This is a genomic window from Sorangium sp. So ce296 (assembly GCF_051529605.1).
GTDB lineage: Bacteria > Myxococcota_A > Polyangia > Polyangiales > Polyangiaceae > Sorangium > Sorangium cellulosum_D.
Genome location: NZ_CP150325.1, coordinates 11,336,721 through 11,362,074, shown reverse-complemented (window position 1 = coordinate 11,362,074; position 25,354 = coordinate 11,336,721). Strand labels below are relative to the sequence as shown.

Annotated in this window: 20 protein-coding genes; 13 read left to right on the top strand and 7 right to left on the bottom strand. The window is 73.3% G+C overall.

From position 1 onward, the window contains the following. The first annotated feature begins 11 nt into the window (after positions 1–11). The 3 genes from WME98_RS42020 to WME98_RS42010 all read left to right on the top strand — a co-directional run bounded on the left by WME98_RS42020 (position 12) and on the right by WME98_RS42010 (position 3,381). Positions 12–1,700 (top strand): aminotransferase class I/II-fold pyridoxal phosphate-dependent enzyme, encoded by a 1,689-nt coding sequence (locus WME98_RS42020; protein WP_437947274.1) that lies wholly within the window; start codon positions 12–14, stop codon positions 1,698–1,700. Positions 1,701–1,788: 88 nt separating this feature from the next. Then, on the top strand, positions 1,789–2,523 hold the full coding sequence (locus WME98_RS42015; protein WP_061621806.1) for a glutathione S-transferase family protein: 735 nt from the start codon (positions 1,789–1,791) through the stop codon (positions 2,521–2,523). Between the two features lie 150 nt (positions 2,524–2,673). After that, positions 2,674–3,381 carry a hypothetical protein gene (locus tag WME98_RS42010; protein WP_437947273.1) on the top strand — a complete coding sequence of 236 codons (708 nt, stop codon included), beginning with the start codon at positions 2,674–2,676 and terminating at the stop codon, positions 3,379–3,381. A 159-nt stretch (positions 3,382–3,540) separates the two neighbouring features. On the opposite strand, the gene WME98_RS42005 is transcribed toward WME98_RS42010, so the two are convergent. Next, the gene (locus tag WME98_RS42005) at positions 3,541–5,136 is read right to left on the bottom strand and encodes an alpha-amylase family glycosyl hydrolase (protein WP_437947272.1); all 1,596 of its coding nucleotides are present in this window, start codon (positions 5,134–5,136) and stop codon (positions 3,541–3,543) included. Between the two features lie 460 nt (positions 5,137–5,596). Between WME98_RS42005 and WME98_RS42000 the strand changes: the two genes are divergently transcribed. From WME98_RS42000 to WME98_RS41985, 4 genes are all read left to right on the top strand, one after another. Further along, the gene (locus WME98_RS42000) at positions 5,597–6,493 is read left to right on the top strand and encodes a hypothetical protein (RefSeq protein ID WP_437947271.1); all 897 of its coding nucleotides are present in this window, start codon (positions 5,597–5,599) and stop codon (positions 6,491–6,493) included. Between the two features lie 67 nt (positions 6,494–6,560). Further along, positions 6,561–8,009, top strand: a complete 1,449-nt coding sequence (locus WME98_RS41995; protein ID WP_437947270.1) for a serpin family protein — start codon at positions 6,561–6,563, stop codon at positions 8,007–8,009. Positions 8,010–8,230: 221 nt separating this feature from the next. After that, entirely contained in the window at positions 8,231–9,409 is a 1,179-nt protein-coding gene (locus WME98_RS41990) for an acyl-CoA dehydrogenase family protein (RefSeq protein ID WP_437947269.1), read from the top strand. Between the two features lie 74 nt (positions 9,410–9,483). Then, positions 9,484–10,536, top strand: coding sequence for an LNS2 domain-containing protein (locus WME98_RS41985; RefSeq protein WP_437947267.1), 1,053 nt, complete (start codon positions 9,484–9,486; stop codon positions 10,534–10,536). 45 nt (positions 10,537–10,581) lie between these two features. On the opposite strand, the gene WME98_RS41980 is transcribed toward WME98_RS41985, so the two are convergent. Continuing rightward, positions 10,582–11,766: a VWA domain-containing protein gene (locus WME98_RS41980; protein ID WP_437947266.1), complete on the bottom strand. Its 1,185-nt coding sequence runs from the start codon at positions 11,764–11,766 to the stop codon at positions 10,582–10,584. A gap of 341 nt (positions 11,767–12,107) precedes the next feature. On the opposite strand from WME98_RS41980, the gene WME98_RS41975 reads away from it, so the two are divergent. Then, positions 12,108–12,689, top strand: coding sequence for an HAD family hydrolase (locus tag WME98_RS41975; protein ID WP_061624042.1), 582 nt, complete (start codon positions 12,108–12,110; stop codon positions 12,687–12,689). On the opposite strand, the gene WME98_RS41970 is transcribed toward WME98_RS41975, so the two are convergent. Beyond that, the gene (locus tag WME98_RS41970; RefSeq protein ID WP_437941228.1) at positions 12,686–13,396 is read right to left on the bottom strand and encodes a DUF2293 domain-containing protein; all 711 of its coding nucleotides are present in this window, start codon (positions 13,394–13,396) and stop codon (positions 12,686–12,688) included. The two genes, WME98_RS41975 and WME98_RS41970, sit on opposite strands and share 4 nt — an antisense overlap. Before the next feature lie 187 nt (positions 13,397–13,583). Between WME98_RS41970 and WME98_RS41965 the strand changes: the two genes are divergently transcribed. Both WME98_RS41965 and WME98_RS41960 read left to right on the top strand, forming a co-directional pair. After that, complete coding sequence (locus WME98_RS41965) at positions 13,584–14,168, top strand: class I SAM-dependent methyltransferase (RefSeq protein ID WP_437947265.1); 585 nt, start codon at positions 13,584–13,586, stop codon at positions 14,166–14,168. A gap of 101 nt (positions 14,169–14,269) precedes the next feature. Further along, the gene (locus WME98_RS41960; RefSeq protein ID WP_437947264.1) at positions 14,270–15,079 is read left to right on the top strand and encodes a fumarylacetoacetate hydrolase family protein; all 810 of its coding nucleotides are present in this window, start codon (positions 14,270–14,272) and stop codon (positions 15,077–15,079) included. A gap of 425 nt (positions 15,080–15,504) precedes the next feature. Here WME98_RS41960 and WME98_RS41955 read toward each other — a convergent pair whose 3' ends face one another. The 4 genes from WME98_RS41955 to WME98_RS41940 all read right to left on the bottom strand — a co-directional run bounded on the left by WME98_RS41955 (position 15,505) and on the right by WME98_RS41940 (position 21,909). Next, positions 15,505–16,965 carry a serine/threonine-protein kinase gene (locus WME98_RS41955; protein ID WP_437947263.1) on the bottom strand — a complete coding sequence of 487 codons (1,461 nt, stop codon included), beginning with the start codon at positions 16,963–16,965 and terminating at the stop codon, positions 15,505–15,507. 160 nt (positions 16,966–17,125) lie between these two features. Then, entirely contained in the window at positions 17,126–19,252 is a 2,127-nt protein-coding gene (locus WME98_RS41950; RefSeq protein WP_437947262.1) for a DUF2169 domain-containing protein, read from the bottom strand. A 176-nt stretch (positions 19,253–19,428) separates the two neighbouring features. Next, a complete protein-coding gene (locus WME98_RS41945) occupies positions 19,429–20,289 on the bottom strand; it encodes a hypothetical protein (RefSeq protein WP_437947261.1) in 861 nt (286 codons plus the stop codon). Between the two features lie 9 nt (positions 20,290–20,298). Further along, positions 20,299–21,909: a hypothetical protein gene (locus WME98_RS41940; protein ID WP_437947260.1), complete on the bottom strand. Its 1,611-nt coding sequence runs from the start codon at positions 21,907–21,909 to the stop codon at positions 20,299–20,301. Positions 21,910–22,180: 271 nt separating this feature from the next. On the opposite strand from WME98_RS41940, the gene argJ reads away from it, so the two are divergent. From argJ to WME98_RS41925, 3 genes are all read left to right on the top strand, one after another. Continuing rightward, the gene (gene argJ / locus WME98_RS41935) at positions 22,181–23,356 is read left to right on the top strand and encodes a bifunctional glutamate N-acetyltransferase/amino-acid acetyltransferase ArgJ (protein ID WP_063823751.1); all 1,176 of its coding nucleotides are present in this window, start codon (positions 22,181–22,183) and stop codon (positions 23,354–23,356) included. A gap of 332 nt (positions 23,357–23,688) precedes the next feature. Beyond that, positions 23,689–24,549, top strand: a complete 861-nt coding sequence (locus WME98_RS41930) for a hypothetical protein (RefSeq protein WP_437947259.1) — start codon at positions 23,689–23,691, stop codon at positions 24,547–24,549. A 177-nt stretch (positions 24,550–24,726) separates the two neighbouring features. Beyond that, a complete protein-coding gene (locus WME98_RS41925; protein WP_236644638.1) occupies positions 24,727–25,305 on the top strand; it encodes an OmpH family outer membrane protein in 579 nt (192 codons plus the stop codon). Positions 25,306–25,354 lie beyond the last annotated feature (49 nt).

Sequence of the window (25,354 nt, the reverse complement as noted above, 5' to 3'; positions counted from 1 at the left end):
GGAGCCAGGGCATGAGCATGAAGGATCGTCTGGTCGACCAAGCAAAGAAGCTCGCCTCGTCGAGCACGGTCGTCCGAGTCGTCAGCAACGATCGCGTGATGCGGCTCGCCACCGGGGTCATGGATGCGAAGAACCGCCTGCGCGCCGCCCGGGAGCGGGCCGCGGAGGCGTGGGACATCCTGCTGAACGGGCACGCGCTCCCGAATATCGATCCGGCGCTCGACGACGAGGCCGGCGTCCACGGGGCGACGCCGGCCCGCGCGGCGTCGCCGCGGCCCGCTGCGCGCGCCGCGGGCGCCGCGGGGCTGTCGGCCGTCGAGGAGGCGGCGAGCGCCTCGCCCGAGCGGTCCGCCGCCCGCCCGCACGTGAACGGCGTCGGCTCGAACGGCGCGGCCGTGAACGGCGCCGGCGCGAACGGCGCGGGCACCTACGTGGCGGCGGCGGCCGAGCAGCAGCTCGCGACCCAGATGGCGGCGCGGACGTCGCTTTCGCGGATCGGCGGGCGCGACGTGTTCGAGAAGGCGTACAAGTTCATGACCGCGGACAACGCCCGCGCCATGGGGGTCTACCCCTTCTTCCGCCCGCTCGACTTCAACAACGGCCCGGAGGCGCAGCTCGAGGGGCGGACCGTGATCATGCTCGGCTCGAACAACTACCTCGGGCTGACGACCCACCCGAAGGTGCGGGAGGCCGCGCGGAACGCCATCGACAAGTACGGCACGAGCATGACCGGCTCGCGGCTCGTGAACGGCTCGATGCGCCTCCACAACGAGCTCGAGGAGAAGCTCGCCGCCTACCACGGCAAGGAGGCGGGGCTCGTGTTCACGACGGGCTACCAGGTGAACATCGCGACGATCTCGGCGCTCCTCAGCAACAAGCGGAGCGTCGCGATCATCGACAAGGACGATCACGCGTCGATCTACGACGGCGTGCGGCTCGCCCAGGCGACCGGCGCCCGGATGGTCCGCTACAAGCACAGCGACCCCGCGGCGCTCGACAGCGCGCTCTCCGAGATCGCCGACACCGAGGGGGCGCTCGTCATCACCGACGGCGTCTTCAGCGCCCAGGGCGAGATCGCGAACCTGCCCGGGATCGTCGAGGTGGTGAAGAAGCACAAGGCGCGGCTCCTGGTCGACGACGCGCACGCCCTCGGCGTCATCGGCCCCGGCGGCCGCGGCACCGCCGCGCACTTCGGCCTCGGCAAGGAGGTCGACCTCATCGGCGGCACCTTCTCGAAGTCGCTCGCCTCGATCGGCGGCTGGCTCGTCGGCGAGCGCAAGGTGCTCGATTACATTCAGCATTTCGCCTACAGCTTCCTCTTCGCGGCGAGCGCGGCGCCGCCCTGCGTCGCCGCGGCGATGGCCTCGCTCGAGGTCATGCAGGAGGAGCCGTGGCGCCAGGAGAAGCTCCGCGAGAACTTCACCTACATGCGCACGGAGCTGCAGCGGCTCGGCTTCGAGCTCGGCAAGACCGAGACGGCCGTGATCCCGATCTACATCCGCGACGACCTCAAGACGGTCATGATGTGGAAGTCGCTCCTCGACGACTACTCGCTCTACGTGAACCCGTTCATCACGCCGGGCGTCCCGCCGAAGCAGCAGGTCCTCCGCACGAGCTACATGGCGACCCACGAGCGCAAGCACCTCGATCACGCGCTCGAGGCGTTCGAGAAGGTCGGCAAGAAGTTCGGCGTGATCTGAGCCGGAGCGCCGCGCCGTCGGGCTCGCCGCCGCGCGCGGGCGGGCCCGACGGCGGCTCCGCCCCCGCCCGCCCGTGGTATCGAGGGCGATGACGATCGTCCTCCATCGCTTCCCGCTCAGTCACTTCTCCGAGAAGGCCCGGGCTGCCCTCGACTTCAAGGGGCTCGAGTACCGGATCGAGGAGCACAAGCCCGGTCCCGAGCAGATCGCCATCTACCGCCTCTCGGGCCAGCGCAAGCTCCCCGTGATCGAGCACGACGGCGCGGTCGTCGCGGACTCCACCGAGATCGCGCTCTACCTGGAGCGCACCTTCCCCGAAGGGCGGCGCCTGCTCCCCGACGATCCAGAGCAGCGGGGCGAGGTCCTCGCCCTGGAGGCGCGCCTCGACGACACGCTCGGGAAGTACGCGCCGTTCTGCTTGATGCGCCGCGGCCTCCGCGAGGAGCACTACCTGGACGCGCTGGGCGCCGCGATGGGGCCGTTCGCGCACGCCGGGCTCGGCGCCCTGGCGGCCGTCCTCCCGCTGGCCGAGGCGCGGGTGGGCGCCGTGGAGCGGTGGCTCGACGCCGCGGAGCGCGCCGTGCGCGCGACCCTCGCCGAGCTCTGCGCTCGCCTCGAGGGCTCGGCGTACCTCGTCGGCGACGCGCCGTCGCTCGCCGACGTCGCCGCCGTGGCCCTCGTATATCCGCTGAAGTTCCCGCCGTCGAAGCACCTCTTCAAGCCGGAGCTCGCGGGCACGTCGGTGCGCAGCATCGCCGAGGACCCCGCCCTCGCCCGCTTCTTCGACTTCCGGGATCGGTTCTACCGCGACTACCTCCGGTGAGCGGCGGCGGGCGCCAACGTCGCGCGTCGCGCGTCGCGCGTCGCGCGTCGCGCGTCGCGCGCCGCGTGTCCCCGTGCCGCTCGCGATCGCGGAGCTCGCCGCCCCCTTCGGGATTTTCGCCGGACCGCGGCCGTGGTGAGGTGAGCGATCATGGATCTCCGACCGTTCATGCAAGGTGTCGCCGCGGCGCTGGGGCCCGCGATCCGCGCGTTCTTCCTGACCGCCGCGACCATGTCGCTCCTGGCCGTCGTGCTCGCCGGGTCCTCCTATGCGATCGCGGAGGACGGCTCTGCGCTGCGCGGGGCGCTCGCGGCGATCGTGGCGCTCGTGCTGTCTGCCGTGGTCGGCTTCACGCTGTCGTGGAAGCGGGCGCTCGGCGCCGGCATCCTGCAGGTCGTGCGGTCGAAGCGCCTCGGCGGGATGCTCGTGACCGCGGTGTTCGAGCGGCTGCTCGGCGTCTCGGATCAGGCCGAGGCGGGCGCGCGCGGCGGACGGGTGGCGCAGGCGGTGGAGGGCGTGCCGATCAACGAGGCGGTGAAGCGGCTTCGCCTCGCGGTGATCCACCGGGTGCAGGCGGCGCCGCGAGGGGGCGGCCTGCGGGGGCTCTTGCGGCGCAAGATCGAGGCGCAGCTGCTCAAGACGATCGAGGCGCTGACGCTGGCGCGCTTCCGGAACGAGGCCCACCAGAAGGGCGGCATCGACCTGGTCAAGGTGCGGGACGAGCTCGCCCAGGGCGTGGACGACCTGGTCACGGACGAGATCAAAGGGACGCTCCTGGTCACGACGCTGCTCCTCGTCGGGGCCGCCGCGGCCGCCTCGCTCGGGGCGGCCGCGGGCATCCAGTACATCCCCCTCTGAGGCGGCGCGTCGCCCCGAGGCATCGCCGCAGGGCCCGCGCGCAGGTGGTGGCCGGATTTGAACATGAAGGCGGGAAGGCGGGAAGAAAAGATCAATGATCTTCCCGCCTTCATGTGAATCACTCCGGGGCGAATTAGGTCACCCCGGGCGCAGGCCCCCTCAGCCCTGGGCCTCGGCGACCAGCCCCTCGTCCGGGCGCAGCTCGGCGGCCTCGTCGAGCCGCTCCCCTGCCCGATCGAGCCCGGTGGAGAGCAGGACGCGCGCCCCTCTGGCGCCGGCCGCCAGCGCCAGGCGGCGCGGGTGCGACGACAGGTTGAGCAGGACGAGGAGCCGCCGGCCCCCGTGCTCGCGCGCGTAGGCCAGCACGTCCTCGCCCGCGGCGAGCGGCGCATAGGCGCCGACGGCGAGCGCCGGCTCGGCCCGCCGGAGGGCGATGAGCGCGCGGTAGAGCGAGAGGATCGAGCCCGGGTCGCCGCGCAGCGCCTCGACGTTGGTGCGATCGGCGTCGGGCGCGAGCGGCAGCCACGGCCTGCCGGTGGTGAAGCCACAGCCCGCGCCGCCGCCCCACTGCATGGGCGTGCGCTCCGGGTCACGCCCGACGCCGAGGCCGGGCACATTCTTCTCGAACGGGTCCTGCACCTCTCCGGGCGCGATCGGGACATCGCACATCCCGATCTCGTCGCCGTAGTAGAGCGTCGGGGTGCCGCGGAGCGTGAGCAGCAGCATCGCGGCGACGCGCGCCTGGGCGGCGCCGACGCGGCTCTTGATGCGCGGCTTGTCATGGTTGCCGAGCACCCAGTTCGGCCACGCGCCCTCCGGCAGCGCCGCCTCGTACTCGCGCACGATCTCCGCGATCGCCCGCGCGTCCCAGGGCGCGCCGATGAGGTGGAAGTTGAAGGGCAGGTGCATGCCGGAGAGGTCCTGTCCGTAATAGGCCATCAGCCGATCGAACGGCAGGTAGGCCTCGCCGATCAGCACCCGATCGTCGTAGTCGTCGAGCACGCGGCGCATGGCGGCGACGGCCTCGTGCACCTCCGGTCGATCGGTCGTGTACAGCCGGAGGAGCTCGCGGTGCGGGGGCATGCCGGGCTTAAAGTGCGGGTTCGGCGGGTTGTCCCGGAGCTCGCTGTCCTTGATGAGATGGTGAATCGTGTCCACGCGGAACCCGTCCACGCCGCGATCGAGCCAGAAGCGCATCACCGAGAGCATCGCGTCGCGCACCTCGGGGTTGCGCCAGTCGAGGTCGGGCTGCTCCTTCAGATACGCGTGGTAGTAATACTGGCCTGTCGCCGCGTCCCACGCCCACGCAGGGCCCCCGAACTCGCTGCGCCAGTTCGTGGGCGGGCCGCCGCCCGGCGCCGGATCGCGCCAGATGTACCAGCCGCGCTTCGCGCTCTCGCGCGAGGCGCGCGACTCGAGGAACCAGGGGTGCCGATCCGAGGTGTGGTTCGGCACGAAATCCAGGATGATCTTGAGGCCCACGCCGTGCGCGTCGCGGACGAGCGCGTCGAACTCGTCCAGCGTGCCGAAGCGGGGGTCGATGCCGCAGTAGTCCGACACGTCGTAACCGAAGTCGGCCATCGGCGATGTATAGATGGGAGAGATCCAGATCGCGTCGACGCCGAGCCACGCCAGGTACGAGAGGCGCGACCGGATACCGCGCAGATCGCCGATGCCGTCGCCGTTCGAGTCCATGAACGAGCGCGGGTAGATCTGGTAGACAATCCCGCGCTGCCACCACCGTGCATCGAGCATGTCGAGCGCTCCGTTCGGTCGTTTAGCGGTCGTTTAGCGGTCTTTTAACGGCGCGAACGTAGCACGTCGCGCCCGCGGCACGGAGCGCTCGCCGCCTCGGCCGGCGGTGCGCCCGGACGTGATGTAGCCCACCTGCCAAGCGGCCGCGCTGCGCTCCGCGCGATCGCCCGCGCCCTGGCCGCAGCGCCGGCCGCGCGCGCGATGGACGAGCCGCGCCCCGCCTCGGCTGCTGCGTTCGGCAGGCGCGGGCGGCGGCGAGCGCGCCGCCTCGGCCGCGGCGGGGGGCGGCGAGCGCGCCGCCTCGCAGCGCGGGCGCGGCGTCGATCGCCCGCTCCCATGCACAACGGCTTTGCCTAAGCGCTCTCTACTACGTTACTGTCATCCCGCTGCCGTTACGCCCCGTGTTGCTCTCACGTTTCATGTTGCTTTCACCTCATGTCGCGCAGAGGAGGCAGTTCCAATGATCGAGAACGTTATGGGAAAATGTTGCTCGGCGCTCGCGTGCGTCGTGGGCTTGCTCGCGTCGCCGGCCGCCTGGGCTCAGGATCCCGCGCCGCCCCCGGTTGATCCGGGCGCCGCGGCGGCGCCCGCGGCCCCCCCTGCGACAGCGCCCCCGGTAGAGCCGACCGCGACGGCGGGCGACGCGGCGACGGGCGGCCAGGCGGCGCCCGCCACGCCGGCGCCGGGCACCACCGAGCCGGTCGGAGAGCCGCCGCCGGCGCCGAGCCAGATCCCGAGCTGGTTCCGGTTCGACGCGGACAACCTCGGTCTCCAGGTCTGGGCCGGCGCCTCGCACCAGCTCGGCCCGATCAGCCTCTCGAGCGACATCTATCTCACCACGCTGGGAACCGCCGAGTTCGACATCGGCCCCGCCTTCACGTTCGGTCCGGTCACCCTCAATCCGATGGTGGGCTTCGCGTTCAACTTCGTGACGCAGCAGCCGGCGGCGCTGGTCGCCCCGCAGCTGTTCACCTACATCGACGCGAAGCCGGTTTATTTCGAGTCGTGGATCCTCGGGTCGTTCTCCAGCATGTTCGACGAGACCGTCCAGAACTACCTCTACTCGCGGGACTTCCTCCTCTTCTATCCGACCGAGGACTTCGGCATCGGCCCGCACCTCGAGCTCTCGGTCGACCTCAACGAGATCGTGCGCGCCACGGACGACCCGACCACGGCCGGCGTGAACGAGGAGGACATCGACAACACCGGCCTCTCCAGCCTGCAGATCGGCGGCGTGATCGGGCTGAACTACGGCACGGGGAACAAGCTGCTCCTCTACCTCGGCTACGAGACGCAGAAGGAGAGCCAGCTCAACGACAAGATCGCTGGCCGGTTCACGTTCATCCACAACTTCTGAGCGGCGCAGGCGCCGTCGCCTCGGGGCCGGGCTTCCCAGCGCCCTTGCGCGCTGGTACCGAAGCGGCATGGCCCAACGATTCCTGTTCGCCGCCGCGCTGTGCAGCCTCCTCGGACTCGGGTGCCAGGCCCAGAGCCACGCCCCGCCGCCCGCTTCGACCCCGGACGCACCTGCGTGCCAGCCGGCCGACTGCGGCCCGCTCGCGAAGATCGCCCGCATCTGCGGCGACGGCTCCACCGCCGCCCCGCAGTGCGCGCGCGCCGAGGGCGGGGTGTGCCGCTGGGAGCACGTCTGCCCCGGCCCGAAGCCGGCGGCCGAGGCGCCGGCGCCGGGCCCGGGCCAGCCCGCCCCGGCCGCGCAGCCGCCGGCCGAACAGCCGCCCGGCGCGGCCTTCGCCGACGCGAACGCCGCGTTCGCGCAGCGGCTCTATGGCGCGCTCGCCGGCACGACAGGCAAGCTCTTCTTCTCGCCGGCGAGCGTCTCGACCGCGCTGGCCATGACCTACGCCGGCGCCCGGGGCGAGACGGCGGCCCAGATGGCGAAGGCGCTCGAGTTCACCCTCCCGCCCGAGGCGCTGCACCCCGCGTTCGGCGGGCTCGCCAAGCAGCTCACGCAGGCGGGCCCCAAGGCGCCGGAGCTCCGGATCGCGAGCCGGCTGTGGGGCCAGGCCGGGCTGCCGGTCGAGCCCGCGTTCCAGAGCACCACCCAGCAGCACTACGGGGCGGGGATCGAGCTCGTCGACTTCAAGGGCGGGAGCGAGCAGGCGCGAGGCCGCATCAACCGATGGGTCGACGAGCAGACGAACGCGAAGATCAAAGACCTGATGCCGGCGGGCAGCATCACGCCCCTCACGCGGCTCGTCCTCACGAACGCGATTTACTTCAAGGGGAAATGGGCGACGCCGTTCGACAAGCAGGCGACAAAGAACGAGCCGTTCACGGTGAAGCCCGGCACGGCGCCGGCGGTGCCGACGATGCGCAAGACGCTCAAGGCGCGCTTCGGGCAGGTCTACGACGCGTCGGTGCTGGAGCTCGCCTACGAGGCGCAGGACCCCGAGCGCCCGCTGGCCATGGTCGTCATCCTGCCCGCGCAGGCGGACGGGTTACCCAAGGTGGAGCAGCGCCTCTCGGCCGGGCAGCTCAAGGCGTACGTGGAGGCGCTCCAGCCGGCGCGGGTCGACGTGGCGCTGCCGCGCTTCAAGATGGCCGCGGAGTTCGAGCTCTCGAAGGCGCTGGCGGCCCTCGGCATGCCGCTCGCGTTCGACGCGGCGAAGGCCGATTTCTCCGGGATCACGAGGGCGGAGCCGCTCTTCCTCTCGCAGGTCCGGCACAAGGCGTTCGTGGAGGTCAACGAGGAAGGGACCGAGGCCGCCGCGGCGACGGGCGTCGTCGTGTCCACGCGGGCGGCCCCGGCGCCGCCTCAGGTGTTCCGCGCGGATCACCCGTTCGCGTTCCTGATCCGCGACGTGGCGACCGGCGCCGTGCTGTTCATGGGCCGCGTGACCGATCCGCGCTGACCCGCGTCCCCCGAGCTCCGGGGGGGTGAGGTCGATCCCACGGGCACGTGGTGTGGGCCTCCCTGCCCGCGGTGCCCGCGCGATCCCGCCCGAATCAACGCGCGCTCCGCCTGCGGGTGGGACTGAAAGTCCGCGCCTCGCCGGAGAGAACCGAGGTACGATGAGCCGTTTTGCCGGAGCCTTCACCGGCTCCGCCGACCCTCGACGTCAAGGAGCGAGCGATGAAGAACGAAGACGCTGCGAAGGTGCTGCATGCCGTCCGTGACCTGGCCCCCGCGATCGCCGCCCGGAGCGCGGAGATCGAGGAGGCGCGGCGCCTCCCGGCGGACCTGCTCGAGCAGCTGAAGGCGGCGGGCTGCTTCCGGATGTTCGTGCCGAGGAGCCATGGCGGCCACGACGTGGACCTGCGCACGGGGATGGACGTCCTGGAGACGCTCGCCCGGGCGGACGGGGCCACCGGCTGGTCGGTGATGATCGGCTCGGAGAGCCCGCACCTCTTCGCGCTCTTGTCGCGCGAGCGCTTCGACGCCGTGTACGCGGGCGGGCCGGACGTGATCATCGGCGGCGGCTTCAACGCGCAGGGCGAGGCCCACGCGACCGAGGGCGGTTATCGCGTCACCGGGCGCTGGAGCTTCGCGAGCGGCTGCGAGCACGCCAGCTGGCTGTTCGGGAACTGCGTGATCCTCGACGGCGGCCGCCCCCGGATGCGCCCTGCGGGCGACGGGAGCGAAATGCCAGAGATGCGGGGCATGCTGTTCCCCGCGAGCGAGGTGCGCATCCTCGACACCTGGTCCGTGCTGGGCCTGCGCGGCACGGGCAGCCACGACATCATGATGGAAGGGGCGTACTGTCCTGCGGAGCGCAGCTTCGATATCTTCCAGGGCCAGCCGTCGGTGCCGGGCCCGGGGTTCGTCGCGCCGATCTTGCACTTCGTGCTCCATATGGGCGCCGTGGCGGTGGGCATCGCCCAGGGCGCGCTCGACGACATCGTGGCGGTCGCGAGCTCGGGCAAGAAGCGGCTGTATGCGCGCGCCCTGCTCGCCGACTCGCCGGTGTTCCAGGTGCACCTCGGCCGCGCCGAGACGAGCGTGCGCGCCGCCCGCGCCCTCTTGCGCGACCTGGGGGACGAGCTCTGGGCCGCGTGCGTGAACGACCCCGGCGCCGCCGCGGCGATGGCGCCGCGGATCTCGAGCGCGCTGGCCTGGGTGACGGAGGTGGCGGCCCGGTCCGTGGACGCCTGCTACCAGGCCGGCGGGGGCGGCGTCGCCCGGAACGCCTCGCCCGTGCAGCGGCGGTTCCGGGACATCCACACCTTCTCTCAGCACGCCGCCGCGGCGGAGGGGTGGTTCGGACAGGCCGGCGCCGCGCTCCTCGGCCAGCCGACCGGCTTCTGGACCTGAACCGGAAGCGCCCGTACGTCGCGCGCCAGCCCATCGCGCCGCGGCGCCGCCGCCGCGGTATAGGTGGTCGCGCCTTGCGCCCCGGCCCGCTCGCCCCGCTGCTCCTCGCCGTCCTGTCGTCCGTCGCCTGCGCGGGCGCCCCGCGCCCGGCCGTTGCGCCCGCGCCGCCGGCCAGGGACGGCGCCTGCCCGCCCCGCCCGGCCTGCGATGCGCCGCCGCCGGCCGCCTTGCCGCGCGGGTTCAGGCACACGCGCTCGCGCCTCGTCGCGAGCGGGTGGCCGCGCCACCGCGGCCGCGACCTCTTCGCGCGCCCCGAAGGCCCCCAGTGGGCCATCGCGAAATTCGCGTACGGGCCGCAGGACGACGATCTCGAGGACGAGGACGTCGAGGCCTATCTCCTCCGCGGCTGCAGCGGCGCTTGGGAGCGGCTCGGCGCCTTCCGGACGAGCGGCGACGATCGCCCGCACCCGACCGCGGAGGGCATCCCGGACACCGGCGGGCGCGTCTATCTCGATCTCACCGCGGGGCGGCGCCTCGACGTCGGCCGGCACCGCGTCCACTTCGCCGTAGCCGGCGACGGCACGAGCGCGGACCTGTTCATCGAGGTCCTCCCGCCCGGCGCGCGCGTGGCCGTCACCGACGTCGACGGGACGCTCACCTCGAGCGAGGTGGCGGTCGTCGGCGAGCTCTTCGGCGGCGCCCCGCCGGCCGCCCACCCCGGCGCGGCCGAGGCGATGCGCGCCCTGGCCGACAGCGGGATTCACCTCTTCTACGTGACCGCGCGCCCCGAGTGGCTCGTGGGGAGCACGCGAGCGTGGCTGAGGAGGCAGGGATTCCCGCCGGGCATCCTCCACACCACCATCGGCGTCACCGGCGCGTTTGGCCGCGCGGCCGCCCACTACAAAACGATCGAGCTCGGGTGGCTCAAGGCGCGGACGGGCATCGTGCCTTCCTTCGGCTTCGGCAACATGCCGAGCGACGTCACGACGTACACGGCCGCGGGGATCGCCCCTTCACGATGCTATTATTACAAGCTCGGCGGCGATCTCCGCGGCGGCGTGCACCACGACGACTACCGGGCTCTCGCCGCCGCGCTCTTCAGCCCACCTGCCGCCTGCGCGCCCTGAGGGGCGCGAGGGCGCGCCCCGTCCAGGCGGCGCCCCCGCCGCCGCTCACAGCGGGATCTCGATCACGTCCTCGCAGGTGAAGTCGACGCCCAGGGCCGCCTCGGGATCGGACTGCACCGCGTTGCACGCGCCCTCGCAGAGCTCGATCTGCGTCGGGTTCGCGGGGTTGTCGTAGCGCCAGGCGTCGCCGCTCGCGCACTCCTGATCGTACGCGAGGGCCCTCGGCTCGCCCTGTCCGCTCGCGTACGTCACGCGCACCCGCTGCTTGTCGAACGTCCTCCCCTCGGGGGCCGGCGGGATCGCGATCGTGCACGACACCGCGGCGCCGCGGATCTGGTCGATGGCCGCCCTGAAGCTCGTCGCCGTCGCGTCGGGGTTGCCGGTCTCGATGATGAACGCCTCCCCCGTGCCGCCGGCCGCGGCGATCTCGGCCAGGTTGTCCACGTTCCCCGGGTTGTCGTCCGGCGGGTTCGCCACCCCGATCACGTAGGTCGGGATGTTGTCCTGGCGCCCCTCCTCGACGTGCTCGACGACGGCCTCGATCGAGTCGGACCCCTCGCACAGCTGCGGGTAGCCGTCGGTCACGAGCACGAGCGCGTACTTACCGGGATTCTCCCGGCGCTGCTGCTGGACGAACGACATCGTCCCCTCGACCACGAACGCCGTCGGCGTGCCCGTGCGCCAGTCGTCGTTGGGCCCCGGCGTGACGTCATCGATCGCCTCGGCGAACGCGTCGGAGGGCAGCGGCGTCATATCGACGTCAGGCGCGCTGTAGGTCCTGGCCGAGCACATCCGCCGCCGCTCCGCGCCGGGGAAGAAGGTGAGCGAGGCGGTGAGCCCCGCGGACGCAGGATCCGCGAAGAACTGCTTGGTCGCAGCGACGACCGGATCCCACTTGAGCTCCTTGCTGTGCGAGGGCCGATCGTTCGCTCCCATGCTGCCCGAGACGTCGAACGCGACAGCCAGGTACACGGGCTGGAGCTCCGCGCTCGCCCTGTGCGTGGCGCACGCGTCGCCGGCGCCGGTCGAGCCGACGCCGCTCGGATTCTGTCCGCTGCCCGAGGTCGGACCGCTCCCTGAGCCGACTGAGCCGAAGCCGCCGTCATCGCCGCCCGAGCCGTTCGCGGCGCCCGAGCCGCCCGGAGAGAGATCGTCGCCGCCCGAGCCGCCGCACGCCGCACCGACCGCAGCCACCACGAACAAGGCAATGCCCATCGCAGGCAATCTCATGGCCTGACTCCTTTATAAGCAAGTGCCGGCGCCGCGCGCCGGTAGAGAGAAGCAACCCACCACATGAGTGCCTCACGAGCCGACGCGCCGCCGGACCGCGCTCATGAGACCTCGCCACCCATGAATAGTATAAGCCAGAAATCTGCCCATTGCGAGACATGGTTTCTAAAATACGGTGTCAATCGGTGCCCGTCTGAGGCGCCCTCACCGCAACTCACCCGTGTGGCGGCAAACCTGTAAGCCGATGTGACCTGCGCGCTCACACGGGCGCTCGCCGGTGCTAGGCTTCGTACCGTATGGTCCGTATGGTCCGCACCGTCCGCGCGGTTTGTTTCGATTTGATGGACACCGTCCTCTACGACCCGTACCGCGAGGCGCTCGCCGCGGCGATCCGGGCGGCCGCGCCCGGCGACGTCGCCCGGCACCGCGACCCCACGTGCTGGCCCGCGTTCGAGTGCGGCGAGATCGATGAGGCCGAGTTCGTCCGCCGGTTCTTCCGTGAGGGCGCCGAGGGCGTCTCGTTCGATATCGACGCCTTCAACCGCGTGCGCCGCGCGGAATATCGCTTCTTGCCCGGCGTGCGGGAGATCGTCGAGGCGCTCCAGGGCCGCGCGCTCCGGTTCGTGGCGAGCAACTACCCCGTGTGGGTCGAGGAGCTGCGCGAGGCGTTCGCGCTCGACGCCCTGTTCGAGGGTGTCTATTCGAGCCATCACCTGCGCGTGCGCAAGCCGGCGCGCGAGTTCTTCGATCGCCTCGTGAGCCGCATCGGCGTCGACGCGGGCGACTGCCTGTTCGTCGACGATCGCGCGGAGAACTGCGACGCGGCGGCCGCGGCCGGGATGCGCGCGCACGTGTTCGACGGCGCCGCGGGGCTGCGCGCCCGGCTCGTCGACGAGGGCTTGCTCGACGCCCGAGGGGGCTAGGCCCGCTCGGCCGGGCCGGGCGCCGTCGCGCCGGCGCCGGCCAGCGCGCCGCAGAGCGGGCACGACGCGGCCGCGTGCGGCGCGTCGCCGCGGTGCAGGTCGAGGATCGCGCGCGAGATCTGCGCGAGATCGCGCCGCACCTCGCGGCGCATCCCCTTCACGCGCGGGATGGCCATCGTGTCGTACGCCGTCGTCTGGTGCCGCATCCACGCGATCACGGCCGACTCGGCGCGCCGCGCGACCGGGATCCGCTCCGTGCGGGCGACCGTGCCGCTGCCCACGGGCGTCGCGTGCTGCGTCACCCGGGTCGCGAGCGCCCGCGCGAGCGCCGCGTAGCGCGGCGAGAACCGGAGGAACGCCGCGACCTCGGCCTCGAACTCGCGCACGTACGCCTCCTGGTCGCGCTCCCGCCGCCGGGCGTCCGCCTCGCGCTTCTTCGCGTAGGAGGGCGTGCTGCGCTCGGCCTCGAGCGCGGCGCGCGCGGCCTCGATGGTGGCGGCCGGCGCCCAGAGGCCCCGGGAGAACGTCTTTCTCCCGCGCTTCTCGACCACCATCCAGGAGGGGCCCGCGAGCTTCACCCGGCGGGTGAGCCCGGCGTCGCCCGGCGGCAGGCACGCCCAGCCCTCGGGCGGCGAGAGCAGCGCGCCGTCGGGCGCGCGGAAGCGGCGGGGATCCGGGGTGGGGGCCAGGGTCAGGCACTCGGGCATGGCGGCGCGGCCGGCGTGGTAGGCCAGGTCATCGCGCGCGTCCAGCCGCCGTCGCCCCGCCCTGCCCTCGCGCCGCCGAACAGGGCGGTGGTAGGCTCCGCGCCGCGCGAGGGAGCCCTCGTGCGCGCGCTGCCCTGCGGGGGGCCTGCTCCTGCGCGCGGCGCGCTCCACCGGACAGGAGGCCAGCGTGTCGGACGACGATCGGATCAGGTGGGACGCCCGCTACCGCGAGGGCGGCGGCGATCCGGGCGAGCCCTCGGCGGTGCTCACGGCGCTCGATCCGCTCCTGCCCCACCGCGGACGCGCGCTCGATCTGGCGGGCGGCGCGGGGCGGCACGCGCTGTGGCTCGCGCGGCGCGGGCTCGACGTGACGCTGGCCGACATCTCCGAGGTCGGGCTCGGCGTCGCGCGGAGCGCCGCGGCGCGCGAGGGGCTCGCGCTGGGCACGGTGGCGCTCGACGTGGAGCGCGATCCGCTGCCCGGCGGGCCCTGGGACCTGATCCTGATCTTCTACTTCCTCGAGCGCAGGCTCGGGGCCTGCGCGGCGGAGCTCGCCCCGGGCGGCCACCTCGTCGTCGTGCATCCGACGCGGTCGAACCTGCTGCGGCACGCGCACCCGAGCGCGCGCTGGCTGCTCGAGGACGGCGAGCTCCCCGGCCTCCTCGGCGACGCGCTCGAGGTGGTCCGTTACGACGAAGGGTGGCTCGAGGAAGGGCGCCACGAGGCCCGCCTCGTCGCGCGGCGGCGGGGCGCCGCGCCGCAGCCTCCGTGACGACGCGGACGTGACGACGCGGACGTGACGGCGCGGGCGCGACCGCGCGCTGCGCCGGGCGCGGGCTTGCCGCGACGCGGGGATCGCGCTTTGCTCGCGCGATGCGCTTCGCCCGTCTCTCGCCTCCGGATCAAGATCGCCCGGCCTTCTTCGCCCGCCTCGAGGGCGCGGCCGCGCTCGTCCTCGACGCACCGCCCTGGCTCGGCGGCAAGACCACCGGCGAGGCCGTGGCGTGGGCCGACGTCGACCTCGCCTGCCCCGTGGCCCCCACGAAGATCGTGTGCGTGGGGCGCAATTACGCCGCGCACGCGCAGGAGCTGGGCAACGAGGTCCCGGTCGAGCCGCTGCTCTTCCTCAAGCCGCCCTCGGCGCTGATCGGCCCGGGCCAGTCGATCGTGCTCCCGCCGGAGAGCCAGCGGGTCGAGCACGAGGCGGAGCTCGGCGTGATCATCGGCCGCCGCTGCAAGGCCGTGCGGCCGGAGGAGGCGGCGGATCACGTGTTCGGTTACACCTGCCTGGGGGACATCACCGCGAGGGACCTGCAAAGGAAGGACGTCCAGTTCACGCGCGGCAAGGGGTTCGACACGTTCTGCCCGGTCGGGCCGTGGATCGAGACGGCGGTCGACCCCGCGGCGCTCCGCGTGCGGGCCATCGTGAACGGCCAGGTGCGGCAGGACGGGATGACCGCGCAGATGGTCTGGAGCGTGCCCGCGCTGGTCGCGTACATCAGCCGGGTGATGACGCTGGAGCCCGGCGACGTGATCGCGACCGGGACGCCCCAGGGCGTGGGGCCGCTCGTGTCCGGCGACGAGCTCGTCATCGACATCGCCGGCACCACGGCCGGCGCGCCCGGGATCGGGCCGCTGCGCCTGTCCGTCGCGGCCCCGCAAAACGGCGCCGGCGCCCGCTGAGCGACCGAGACGACGACGGCTCGCTCGCCGAGCCCAACGTCGGTCGCGCGGCCCGGAGCCCGCTCCGGTGCGTGATGCCTGATCGGCTCACCCGCCCGTCGCCCCTGCGGCGTTCCGTCATCGCGCGGGCGCCCGCTCCCCTGGTTCGCAGCGCTGATCGGCGCGGCCGGACCGGCCGGCGCGCCCGCTGCCCGGCATGGCAGGCCCTGTGCACAGGCTCGCAGGCGAACGGCATCCATCCACCCGCCGTTGCGTCGCCGGAGCGCCCCGGGCCACGGGGCCGCGCGCGCCGCAACAGAGCTCCGAGGTCACCGATGACATCGCCCGAGAACAACTGGCAATGGCACCCCATGGCGCTCCTGGCCTTCGGCGTCGGCGCGGCCCCGAGCGGGGCCGCGCGCGGCCCCGCCGGGCCGAGAGGCGCCTCAGAACGCGTGCCCGTCCCGGAGCACGATGGTCACGTGCGAGAGCCCGGTCCCGCCGAGGAGCATTGCCTTCACGAGGAACTCGACCATCGTGTCCAGGCACTCGGCGGGTGAGAAGCCCGCCCGCCCGGACCCGAGCAGGGGCAGCGCCATGCTCCGGAGCTTCATCGTGTCGCCGTGGTAAAAGCACCCTTCGAGGAGCCGCAGGATGAGATCGCGGGTCGGCCGGTAGGTCGCCACGTGATCCCAGTCGAGCGTGATCGCGTGGAAGACGAACCGCGCGCTCAGCCTGCCGGCGGAGCTGACCACCACCCCGCCGTGGCGCACGGGCACGTACTTGCGCGTCTCCAGGTGGCACACGCCGCCGCTCGCGTGGTTCAGCGCCATCGCCACGCCGGCGGACATCGTGAGCTGCCCGTCGTCCGAGCTCACGAGCGCGTCGGCCGACACGGACGCGATGTTCGCGCGCACGATCGACAGCGTCCTGTCCCCGTGGAACTGGAACGAGGTCACCGGCCCGACCGGGCCGCCCGCCAGGAGGACGGGGCGGACGCGCTGGTACTGCTCCAGGTACGCGCGGAGCGTCATGTCGTGCGGATCGCCCCAGCGCGTGCTCTGCGCGCCCAGGAGCGCGGCCTCGATCTCCTCGAACGACTGGAAGCGGTCCTTCGGGTCCTTGGCCAGGCAGCGCTCCAGGACAGCCTGCACGTCCTCGTCGAGCTCGGGCCGGAGCGCCCGCGGCCGCGCCGGGATGTCCTGCCGGTGCGCGAGCAAGAGCGGCAGGAGCTCCTGCTCCTCGAACGGCCGCTGCCCCGTGGCGGCGTGGTAAAACGACGCGCCGTAGCTGTAGATGTCCGCGCGCGTGTCGCTCTCCTGCGGGCTCCACGCCTGCTCGGGCGCCATGTAGAACGGCGTCCCGAGCACGGTCCCCATCGCCGTGAGGGGCTGCTCGCGCAGGGCCGTGGGCCCGGTCGTGGCGGTCAGGCGCGCGAGGCCGAAGTCGGCGACCTTCAGCTCTCCGGACGGCGCGATCAGCATGTTCGACGGCTTCAGGTCGCGGTGCATCACGCCGAGCTCCGTCGCGGCGGCCATCCCCCGCACCGCGTGGAGCATGTAGCGCCGCAGGTCGTCGAGCGGCAGCGGCCCGCCCTGGAGGCGCGCGGCCAGCGACGGGCCGCCCACGTACTCCATCACCATGAACGGCGACCGGCTCGAGAGGAAGCCGAAGTCGTAGCAGCTCACCACGTGCGGCGACTTGATGAGGGCCGAGATGCGCGCCTCGCGCAGCATCCGCTCGCCCGCGTTCGGCTCCGCGTGCCCCGTGAGCACCTTGATCGCGACGTCCCGCGCCAGCGCGAGGTGGCGCGCGCGGAAGACGGCGCCCATCGAGCCCACGCCGAGCAGCCCATCCACGCTGTACCGGCCCGCGAGCTCCCTGCCCAGCGTCAACGCGTCGATCATGGACGAACCATCGCTTGCACCAGCAGCGATGTTCGGAACCCCGCGCGCCGCGGTCAAGGGGCACGGCGCGCCGCGCATGTGCCGGGCGCGGCGTGGGGGCCGGGGCGCGATCGCCCTCGGACCGGACGGCGCGAGGGCGACGGCGCGCGATGCGGTGCGCTCAGAGGGCGTGGGCCGACAGCGCGCCGCCCTGCGCGCGCGGCCGCGGCGCCTCGCGAAGGCTCGCGATCTCGGCCTCGACCCGGGATCGGAGGCGCGGATCGTCGGCGAGCCGCCTGGCCCAGACCCGCCGCATGCGCGCCCACACGGTGCGCCGGATCGCGCGCTCGCCGAGCGCAGCGGAGACCCCGTTGCGCTCGGTCGCGACGACCAGCCGGGCGTAGTCGGTCGCGCTCAGGGCGCCGCGGACGGCTTCCCACGCGCTGACATAGGCCTTGTCGAACCGGTCGCGGAGCGCTCGCTCGCGGCGCCTGACCTCTTCCGCCATCGCCTCGCGCCAGCGCCCGTCGGCCTCCTGCCAGCGCGCCTCGGAGAGGCCGTGCGCCTTGAGCACGTCGGCGCGGGGGATCGGCCGCTCCTCGAGCTCCGCAGCGACGATCGCGCACCGCTCGAGGCTCACCTCGTCGTCCTCGCCGAGCGGCGGGAGCGGCTCGGAGGGCGGCGGGTCGCCCGGGCACCGGAGGACGTGAAAGAAGCGGGAGGCGGCCGGCGGCTCGGGCTCGCGGCCGAGGCCCCCCACGGCCGGGGAGGCCGGGAGGACGGCCTCGACGCGCAGGGGCGCGACCTCGACGCGCGGGGGCGCGACCTCGTCGTCCAGCGCGAGGGTCATGAGCCCCGAGGACGGATCGGGCGCCGGCGAAGGGCGCTCGCTGGACCACGGGGCGCCGGGGATCGGCGCGTCGATCGCGGGGCGCGGCGGCGGCGTCGGCTGGAGGAAGAACGGGGTCGCCGGCCGCTCGCTGGCGCGCGCCTCGTCCGCGTCCGACAGGGCGATCGTCCGGCTCGAGGCGGCGACGTCGCCCTGCGGGGACGCGAGCCCCGGCCAGCCTGGCCCCGACGGCGCTGGCGCGGCGGGCGCGGGCTCGAACGGCAGCGCCGGCGCGCGCACCGCCGCCGCGCTCAGCTCGTCGGAGAGCGCGATCGTCTGCTGCGGTCCCTGGAGCAGATCGATGATCTCGATCTCGTCGTCCGAGAGGTGGATCGTGCGCGCCGGGTCCGCGCCCCACGGGAGGACCGGCGCGGAGGCGCCGGGCGGCTCCTCGATCAGCACGGTCCCCTCCGGACCGATCCGGGGCTCGGCCGGATGCGCTGCCTCGACGCGCCCGGCTCGCCCGGGGCGCCGCTCGGGCCACGCGAGCTCCTCGCCGTCGATCGCGACGCCGGCGGCGATCCGCAGGGCCGTGAGGTCGCCCTCGCCGGGGACGGGCACGATCTGGCGCCACACGACCGTGCAGCGCTGCTCGGCGCCGTCGATGCGGAGCGTATCGGCGCAGAGCTCCAGGATCTCGCCCCCGGACGCCGCGAGCCCCTCGATCCGCGCCGCCCCGCGCGCCCTCGGCAGGCGCATCTCCAGCCGCGGCGCGGCCGGGTGCAGGTTCTCGAGCACGATCCACTCGTCGCCGCGCAGGAAATCGATCTGCTGGTCCGGGGGCGCCGCCTGGAAGTACGACCAGTCGAAGCCCGCGGGGATCTCCGCGTTCGGGCCCTCGAGCGCCTCGCGCCGGATCTTGCCGAGCAGCCGCTTGCGCGCGGGCCAGGCGCGCGCGATCGGGCCGAACCCCGCGGGCCGCGCCGGGTCCTGCGGATCGACGACGATCGCCTCGCCCTCGCTCGGGTCGACGCCGAACGGGTTGTCGCACCCGTTCGCGCCGCGGACCGCCTTCTCGTAGACGAGCGGCACCCGCTGGAACGGCTTCTCGTCGCGGACCAGGAGGCGCTTGTCGAGCGCGCAGCCGCTCGCGCCGAAGATCGCGAGCCGCACCGGCAAGGACAGGACCTGCGCGCCGAGGGGGGCGTGCGCGTCGCCCGTGAAGAGGACGTCGGCGCGGCCCAGGTAGGGCGCGAGGTCGCCGGTGAACCGCACGCTCCGCGCGGGGTTCTTGCCGTGATGGACCTCGGCGCGGAGGATCTCCTGCGGCTCCGTCCGCCACATGGCCGCGCCGGGCGCGAACGCGAAGCTCGCCTTGACGATGATCGTGATGTACCGCTGTCCCTGCGTGCGCCAGGCGACGGCGGTGGCCTCGGCGCCCGGGAGCGCCGTGACGGTGTCGGGGGGGAGCGCGCTCACGCCCGCGCGCTCCGGCTGCTGCTACCGGCCATGGGTCGCCTCGTCGTCACCATTGCTTCCCGACAGGAGTACCTCGCGGGCGGTGAAGGTCGTGTTGCAGTTCGGTGATCCGCGTGTGGACGCGGCGCGCCCGCCTCGGGGCGCGCGCCGGCGCGGGCGTGGCGCGGCGCCGGCGCTCACCCGCCGCGCGGCGTCACCCGGCATGCCCGGACGAAGCCGATCTCGCTCTCCCCCGCCTCGATCCGCTCGATCCACCAGGCGAGCCCCGGGTAGGTGGTCCGGATGAGCTGCGCCTGCTCCGTGAGCCGCGCCGCGTCGCCCCGCGCGGCGTAGAGCTCGGCGCGGAGCGCGTGGGACTCCGGCGCATAGACGCCGTCGAGCACGTCGAGCACGGTCGGATCCACGTCGCAGAGCGACTCCGGCCCGTACATCAGGGTTCGCAAGATGCGGTTGAAGCGGAGCGGATCGCCCGGCGCCACGCGGCCCGCGACCGGCGCGCCGCCCTCCGGGGGGAGGCTCGTCCAGCGGCCCCACGAGCCCACGCGGGCGAGCTCGGGCGCGAGGCGCAGGAGCTCGCGCTGCTCCTCGGCGCTCGGCGCCGCGAGCTCGATCGGCACCGGCGCGCTCTCCACCCGGTCCGGCGGCCCCGCGTAGACGACCGCAAGCGTGTAATTCCCGGGCTCGAGCCTCGCGGGCAGGAACGACGAGACATCGATGAGCATGCGTCTGCACGCGCCCGGGCACAGGCGAAACACCGGCGTGCCGTGCTCGGGGAGCGCGACCGGCGACGGATCGGTCCTCACGATCTCCTCGCCGGTGCCCGCCCGCGCGAGGTGGACGCCGATCGCGCCGGCGTTTCCCGCCCAGCTCGGGCGCGGCAGGCGCCGGACGCAGGTCTCGGGTCGGTCGGCGCACAGCGTGATGGCCACGTGCAGGGGAAAGCCGAGCACGTAGCGGCGATCGTGATCGAGCGAGCGCAGCGAAAGCCCCGGCGGACCGGCCGGATCCCGGTCGCTCCGCGCGTGTTCATCGGACATGACAGCCCCTCATCTCCATCGAAGTCCCTTGTTGCTCTCCAGGCGCACGCGCCGGGTCTCCTTCGCGTGGCGCCCGCACAGGTCGGCGCCGACCAGCCCGGCGGTCCCAGGGATGAGCTGCTGGTCGGCGTCGATCATCCAGTGGGTGCGGTAGTTCATGCAGCACGTCGTCCGGCGCGGCGTCCGGTAGTCGAAGTAGCCGCACTTGTGCGGCATCCCGAAGGCGTGCGTGAGCTCGTGGACGATGGTGTGGAGCGTGCCTTGCTCGTAGCCGGGCCGGGGCTGCTCGCGCGCGGCGTCCCACCACGCCCGGTGGTGGGTGAAGAGGATGGTCCTGCCGGCGAAGTACCTCGCCGTTCCGACGTCGATCGTGGGGCTCATGCCGGCGGCGTAGGCGACGCCCGCCCCCCGCACGACGGCCTCGACGCGCGCCGGGATGCCGTAGCCCGGGGGCTCCCACGAAGCGCCGCTGCGGCGAGCGCGAGGGAAGAAGAAGAGGCGGTCCCTGTAGGCGTGCGCGAGGGACCCGTCGCCCGCGGTGAACTGGCTCTGGATGTCGTGCGGCTCGAGCCAGAGCTGCGTCCGCGGCGGGTCGGACAGGACGGTCGCGATCGCCACCGAGAACCCGATCTGCTCGCCGTTCCAGCGGAACGTGACATGGCCCGCCTCGGGGTGATGGCCCGGGATCTCCACGTACTCCCGTCGCCTCTCTCCCTCTCCGCCGTCCCGGATCGTGACCACCCCGGTGAACAGCGGCGCACCCTGGACCTCGGGCACCGGGTGCGGCTCGAGCGCGGCGATCAGGCAGAACCAGCCCGGCTCCCCGGCGTGCGAGAAGGCCTCGCTCACGAAGCGCGGCGCATGCTCGCCGAGCGTGCTCGCGTCGGGCGCGAGGTGCTGCCGATCCTGGATCACCCGCTCTTCGGAGAAATCGAGCTGGGTGAAGACCGGGGCGAAATGGCTCGGCACCTGGTCCAGCGGCAGCGGGGACGCGCTCTCCATGCGGATGTACTCGACGTCGATCCGGCGCCACATCGTCATGATCCCGGTCTCGTCGGCGGCGGACTCCGCGAGGCCCTCGAGCTCGGCGCGGACGATCAGGTTGTCGCCGGCGATATCGGTCACGTGGCGCCGGATCGTGCTCCTCATCCCCACGATGGCCGTGCTCGCGCTGGTCTCCGTGGCGTCGGACAGCGGATAGCCGTCCACCGCTTCCCAGCTTGGGCTCCGGTCCGGCGTCCCCTCGTTGTCGTCTTCGGCCGGCCCCACGTAGACCCCCGCGGCGTCGTAGTCGTTCTCGTCGAAGGTGGGACCCCAGTCCGGGTGCACCTCCGGCCGCTCGTTGAACGGGTCGTCGGGATCGCGCGCGCTCCAGCGGATGCGCGCGCCCTCCGGGAGCTCGCCGTCGGGGCTCGTCACCTCGGCGGTGATCTCGATGAGCTGCGTATTCCTCGCCCATCGCCCGTCGAGATCTCGATTGATGTAGACGCGTCCCTGGTTGTCCAGGCTCGTGTATCCGGGGCTGTATCCAGCCGCTCGCGTCGTCCCCGGCGGCGCGGAGCTGTCCGGAGAGCCCGGGAGATACAGGCCTTTGATATCGACGATCCGGACGGCGGCCATCGCCCCGGAGCATTGCAAAGGTCGCGCTCAGCCCGGCCGCCTCCGGACGTCTCACCCGCGGCGACGCGAAGAGAGGGAAGAGCGGAGCGGCCCTGAGAAACGCGCCGCATCCGAGCTCCCTGGCGGCGGCGCCGCGCCCGAGGACGGGCTCCGCCGCCGGAGCGCAGCGCCGGGCTCCGAGAGCGATCCGCCCGACAGCGCTCGACGTGGCCTCTGGGCCCCCATTGCCGCTTTCTCCCGGCGCGCGTTCGTGCGTAGACTCCGCGCCCTCATGAGCTTCGAGCCAGTTGCAGGGTTTCGCTTCGGCGCCATCAGCGCGGGGATCCGGAAAGACGGACGTATCGACGTCGCGCTCGCGGTGGCCGATCAGCCGGCGGTGGTGGCCGGCATGTTCACCCGGAACCTCGTGCGCGCGGCGCCCGTGGACATCGCCATGCAGCGCGTCCAATCGGGCCGCGCGCGCGCCGTCGTCGCCAACAGCGGATGCGCCAACGCCTGCACGGGCGAGGCCGGCTGGAAGGCCGCCCTCGACACGACGCGCGCCGTCGCCGAGGCCATCGGCGCCCCGGAGGACGAGGTCCTCCCCGCGTCGACCGGCGTCATCGGCGCCGTCCTGCCGGCGCACCGGATCGTCGAGCGCGTCCCCGAGCTGACGGCGCGCCTCTCGCCGAAGGGCTACCTCGACTTCGCCCAGGCGATCTGCACGACCGACCGCTGGCCGAAGCTCTCTCAACGCAAGCTGGCCGGGGGCGCCACGCTGCTCGGCATCGGCAAGGGCGCCGGGATGATCCACCCCGACGTCGGGCCCCCCCACGCGACGATGCTCGTCTTCCTGTTCACCGACGCCGTGCTCGACCCCGGCGAGGCGAACGAGGCGCTCGCGGCCTCGTGCGACGTGACGTTCAACGCGTGCACCGTCGACGGGGACACCAGCACCAACGACACGGTGCTCCTCCTGTCCTCCGGCGCGTCCCAGCGCCGCGCGTCGCGCGACGAGCTCACGGCGGCCCTCACCGAGGTCTGCGGCGAGCTGGCGCGCTCGATGGTGGCCGACGGCGAGGGCAGCACGCACGTCGCCGAGATCCGCGTCCGCGGGCTCTCGACGCGCGACGCGGCGCGCGCCGTGGCGCGCACGGTGGCCACGTCGATGCTCGTGAAGACCGCGCTGTTCGGCAAGGACGCGAACTGGGGGCGGCTGCTCGCCGCCGCCGGGCGCGCCGGCGTGCCCTTCGATCCGGCCGAGGCCCAGATCCTCGTCGGCGGCATCCCGATCGTGCAGAACGGCGCGCCGATCGGGGCGGAAGCCGAGCGCAAGGCGAACGAGGTGCTCGCGCGCGACACCTACGTCATCGAGCTCGTGCTCGGCAGCGGCCCGGGCGACTTCTCCTACCTGACGAGCGACCTCGGACACGGCTACGTCGATGTGAACGCCGGCTACCGCTCGTGAGCCGCGCGGGGCGGCCGGCCGGGCCGCTCGCGGTGAGCGCGCCCGCGCCTGCGCCCTGACCGGAACCCCTGCTGCGTCCGGCGGATCCGTGCGGACCCGGAGCGACGGCCGCCCCGCCTCGCGCTGCGCCCGCGGGCCAGTGAACCTCGCGCGACGAGCGCTGGTGAACGCAGGTTCACAAGGCGAGAGGCCGATCCGGCTTCCCCGCGATCCTCTCCGGCCGCCCCGTGGGACGCCTCTCCGGCCGCCCCGTGGCACGCTGCGTGTTAGCGCGCGGCATGGTAGTCGTGCGGGAGGGCCGCGCCGGTGCCGGCCGCCGCTGGAGGACTTCGATGCTTCTTCATTCCCCCCTTGCGAAGATCCTGGGTCGAGGCGCGCTGTTCCTGATGCTCGCCGCGACCGCGACGGGCTGTGGCGGCTGCGGCGACGCCGCGGTCCACTGCGACCGCGACGGCGAGAACTGCCTCATCTGCGACGGCTACGGCTGTCGCCCGGCGGAGCCCGACGTCGGCGGTCAAGGCGGCGCCGGCCAGGGCGGCGTCGCCCAGGGCGGCGCCGGTCAGGGCGGCGAGGGCGGCGGAGAGGCCGCCTGCGACGCGGACCTCACCACATGTCCCTGCGACGGCGACGACGCGTGCGCGGACGGCACGCGGTGCGTCGACGGGCTCTGCATCGCGGCGTGCGAGTTCAGCTACGAGTGCGGCGCGGGCCGGCTGTGCGTCAACGGCGAGTGTGCCGACGGCTGCTCCGACAGCGTGCCCTGCGAGGCGCCCGGCACGCGCTGCGACCGCGGGGTCTGCGTCCCCGACGCCGAGAACCCCGAGTGCAGCGACGCGGCGCCGTGCGAGGGCGGCGCGCTCTGCGTCGACGGCGCCTGCGCCGCGGGCTGCGCCACCCACGACGACTGCGCCCCCGGCGAGGTCTGCAATGCGGTGACCGGCGCCTGCATGGCCGACCCGTCGCCGCAGCCCGGCTGCGCCGCCACGTCCTGCGCGGCCCAGGGCCAGGAGTGCATGGAGGACGGCTACTGCCACTACCCGTGCGAGAGCGAGCAAGCCTGCAGGCTCATCGATAGCCGCTTCGTCCGCTGCGAGGACGGCTTCTGCAAGACGCGGGAGGAGGTCGCGCCCGAGTGCACGCTCGACGAGCCCTGCCCCGACGGCAAGGACTGCATCTCCGGCGAGTGCCTCTGATCCACCGCCGCTGACCGAGGCCCCCGCCGCCGCTCCGCCGCGGCGGAGCGGCGGAGCGGCGGAGCGCCGGACGAGGAGCCGCCATCGACGCACCCTCACCTTCCGCGGCCCTGCCCCGCACACCTTGACCGTCCGTCACGCGGCGGGTAATCGCCTCGAATGGTCGCCCGCTCCCCCGTGCATCGTCCCGCGCCGCTCCTCGTCCGGATCGCCCGCGCCGCCGTCGTGTCGCTCGCCCTCGCCGCGCCGAGCGTCGCCGCCGCCGAGACCCGGATCGCCGTGGTCGACGTGCAGCACGCCGTCATGCAGACCGAGGACGGCATCCGCGCGCAGGCCACCCTGAAGAAGCTCTTCGACCGGCGCCAGCAGGAGCTCGACGCCAAGCAGACCGAGCTGCAGAAAGCGCGCGAGGACATCGAGAAGCAGTCGCGCGTGCTCTCGCGCGAGTCGCTGCAAAAGCGGATGGAGGACTGGCAGCGCCAGATGGTCGAGCTCCAGACCGTGTTCGTCGACTACAACAAGGAGCTGCAGAAGAAGCAGGGCGAGCTCACCGGGCCCATCATCAAGAAGATGATGGTCATCGTCGCCCGGGTCGCGAAGAAGTCGGGCTACGAGATCATCCTGGACAAGCAGGCGGCCCCCTACGTGCGCGCGGATCTCGACCTGACGGAGCAGGTGGTTCAGCTCTACAACACCGGCGGCGGCGAGGACGACGCGGGCGGCGACAAGGCGGAGAAGAAGGACGACGCCAAGTAGCGCGCTGCCCGCGCGCGCCACGCCGCCGAAAGGAGCCGGCCTTGCCCGA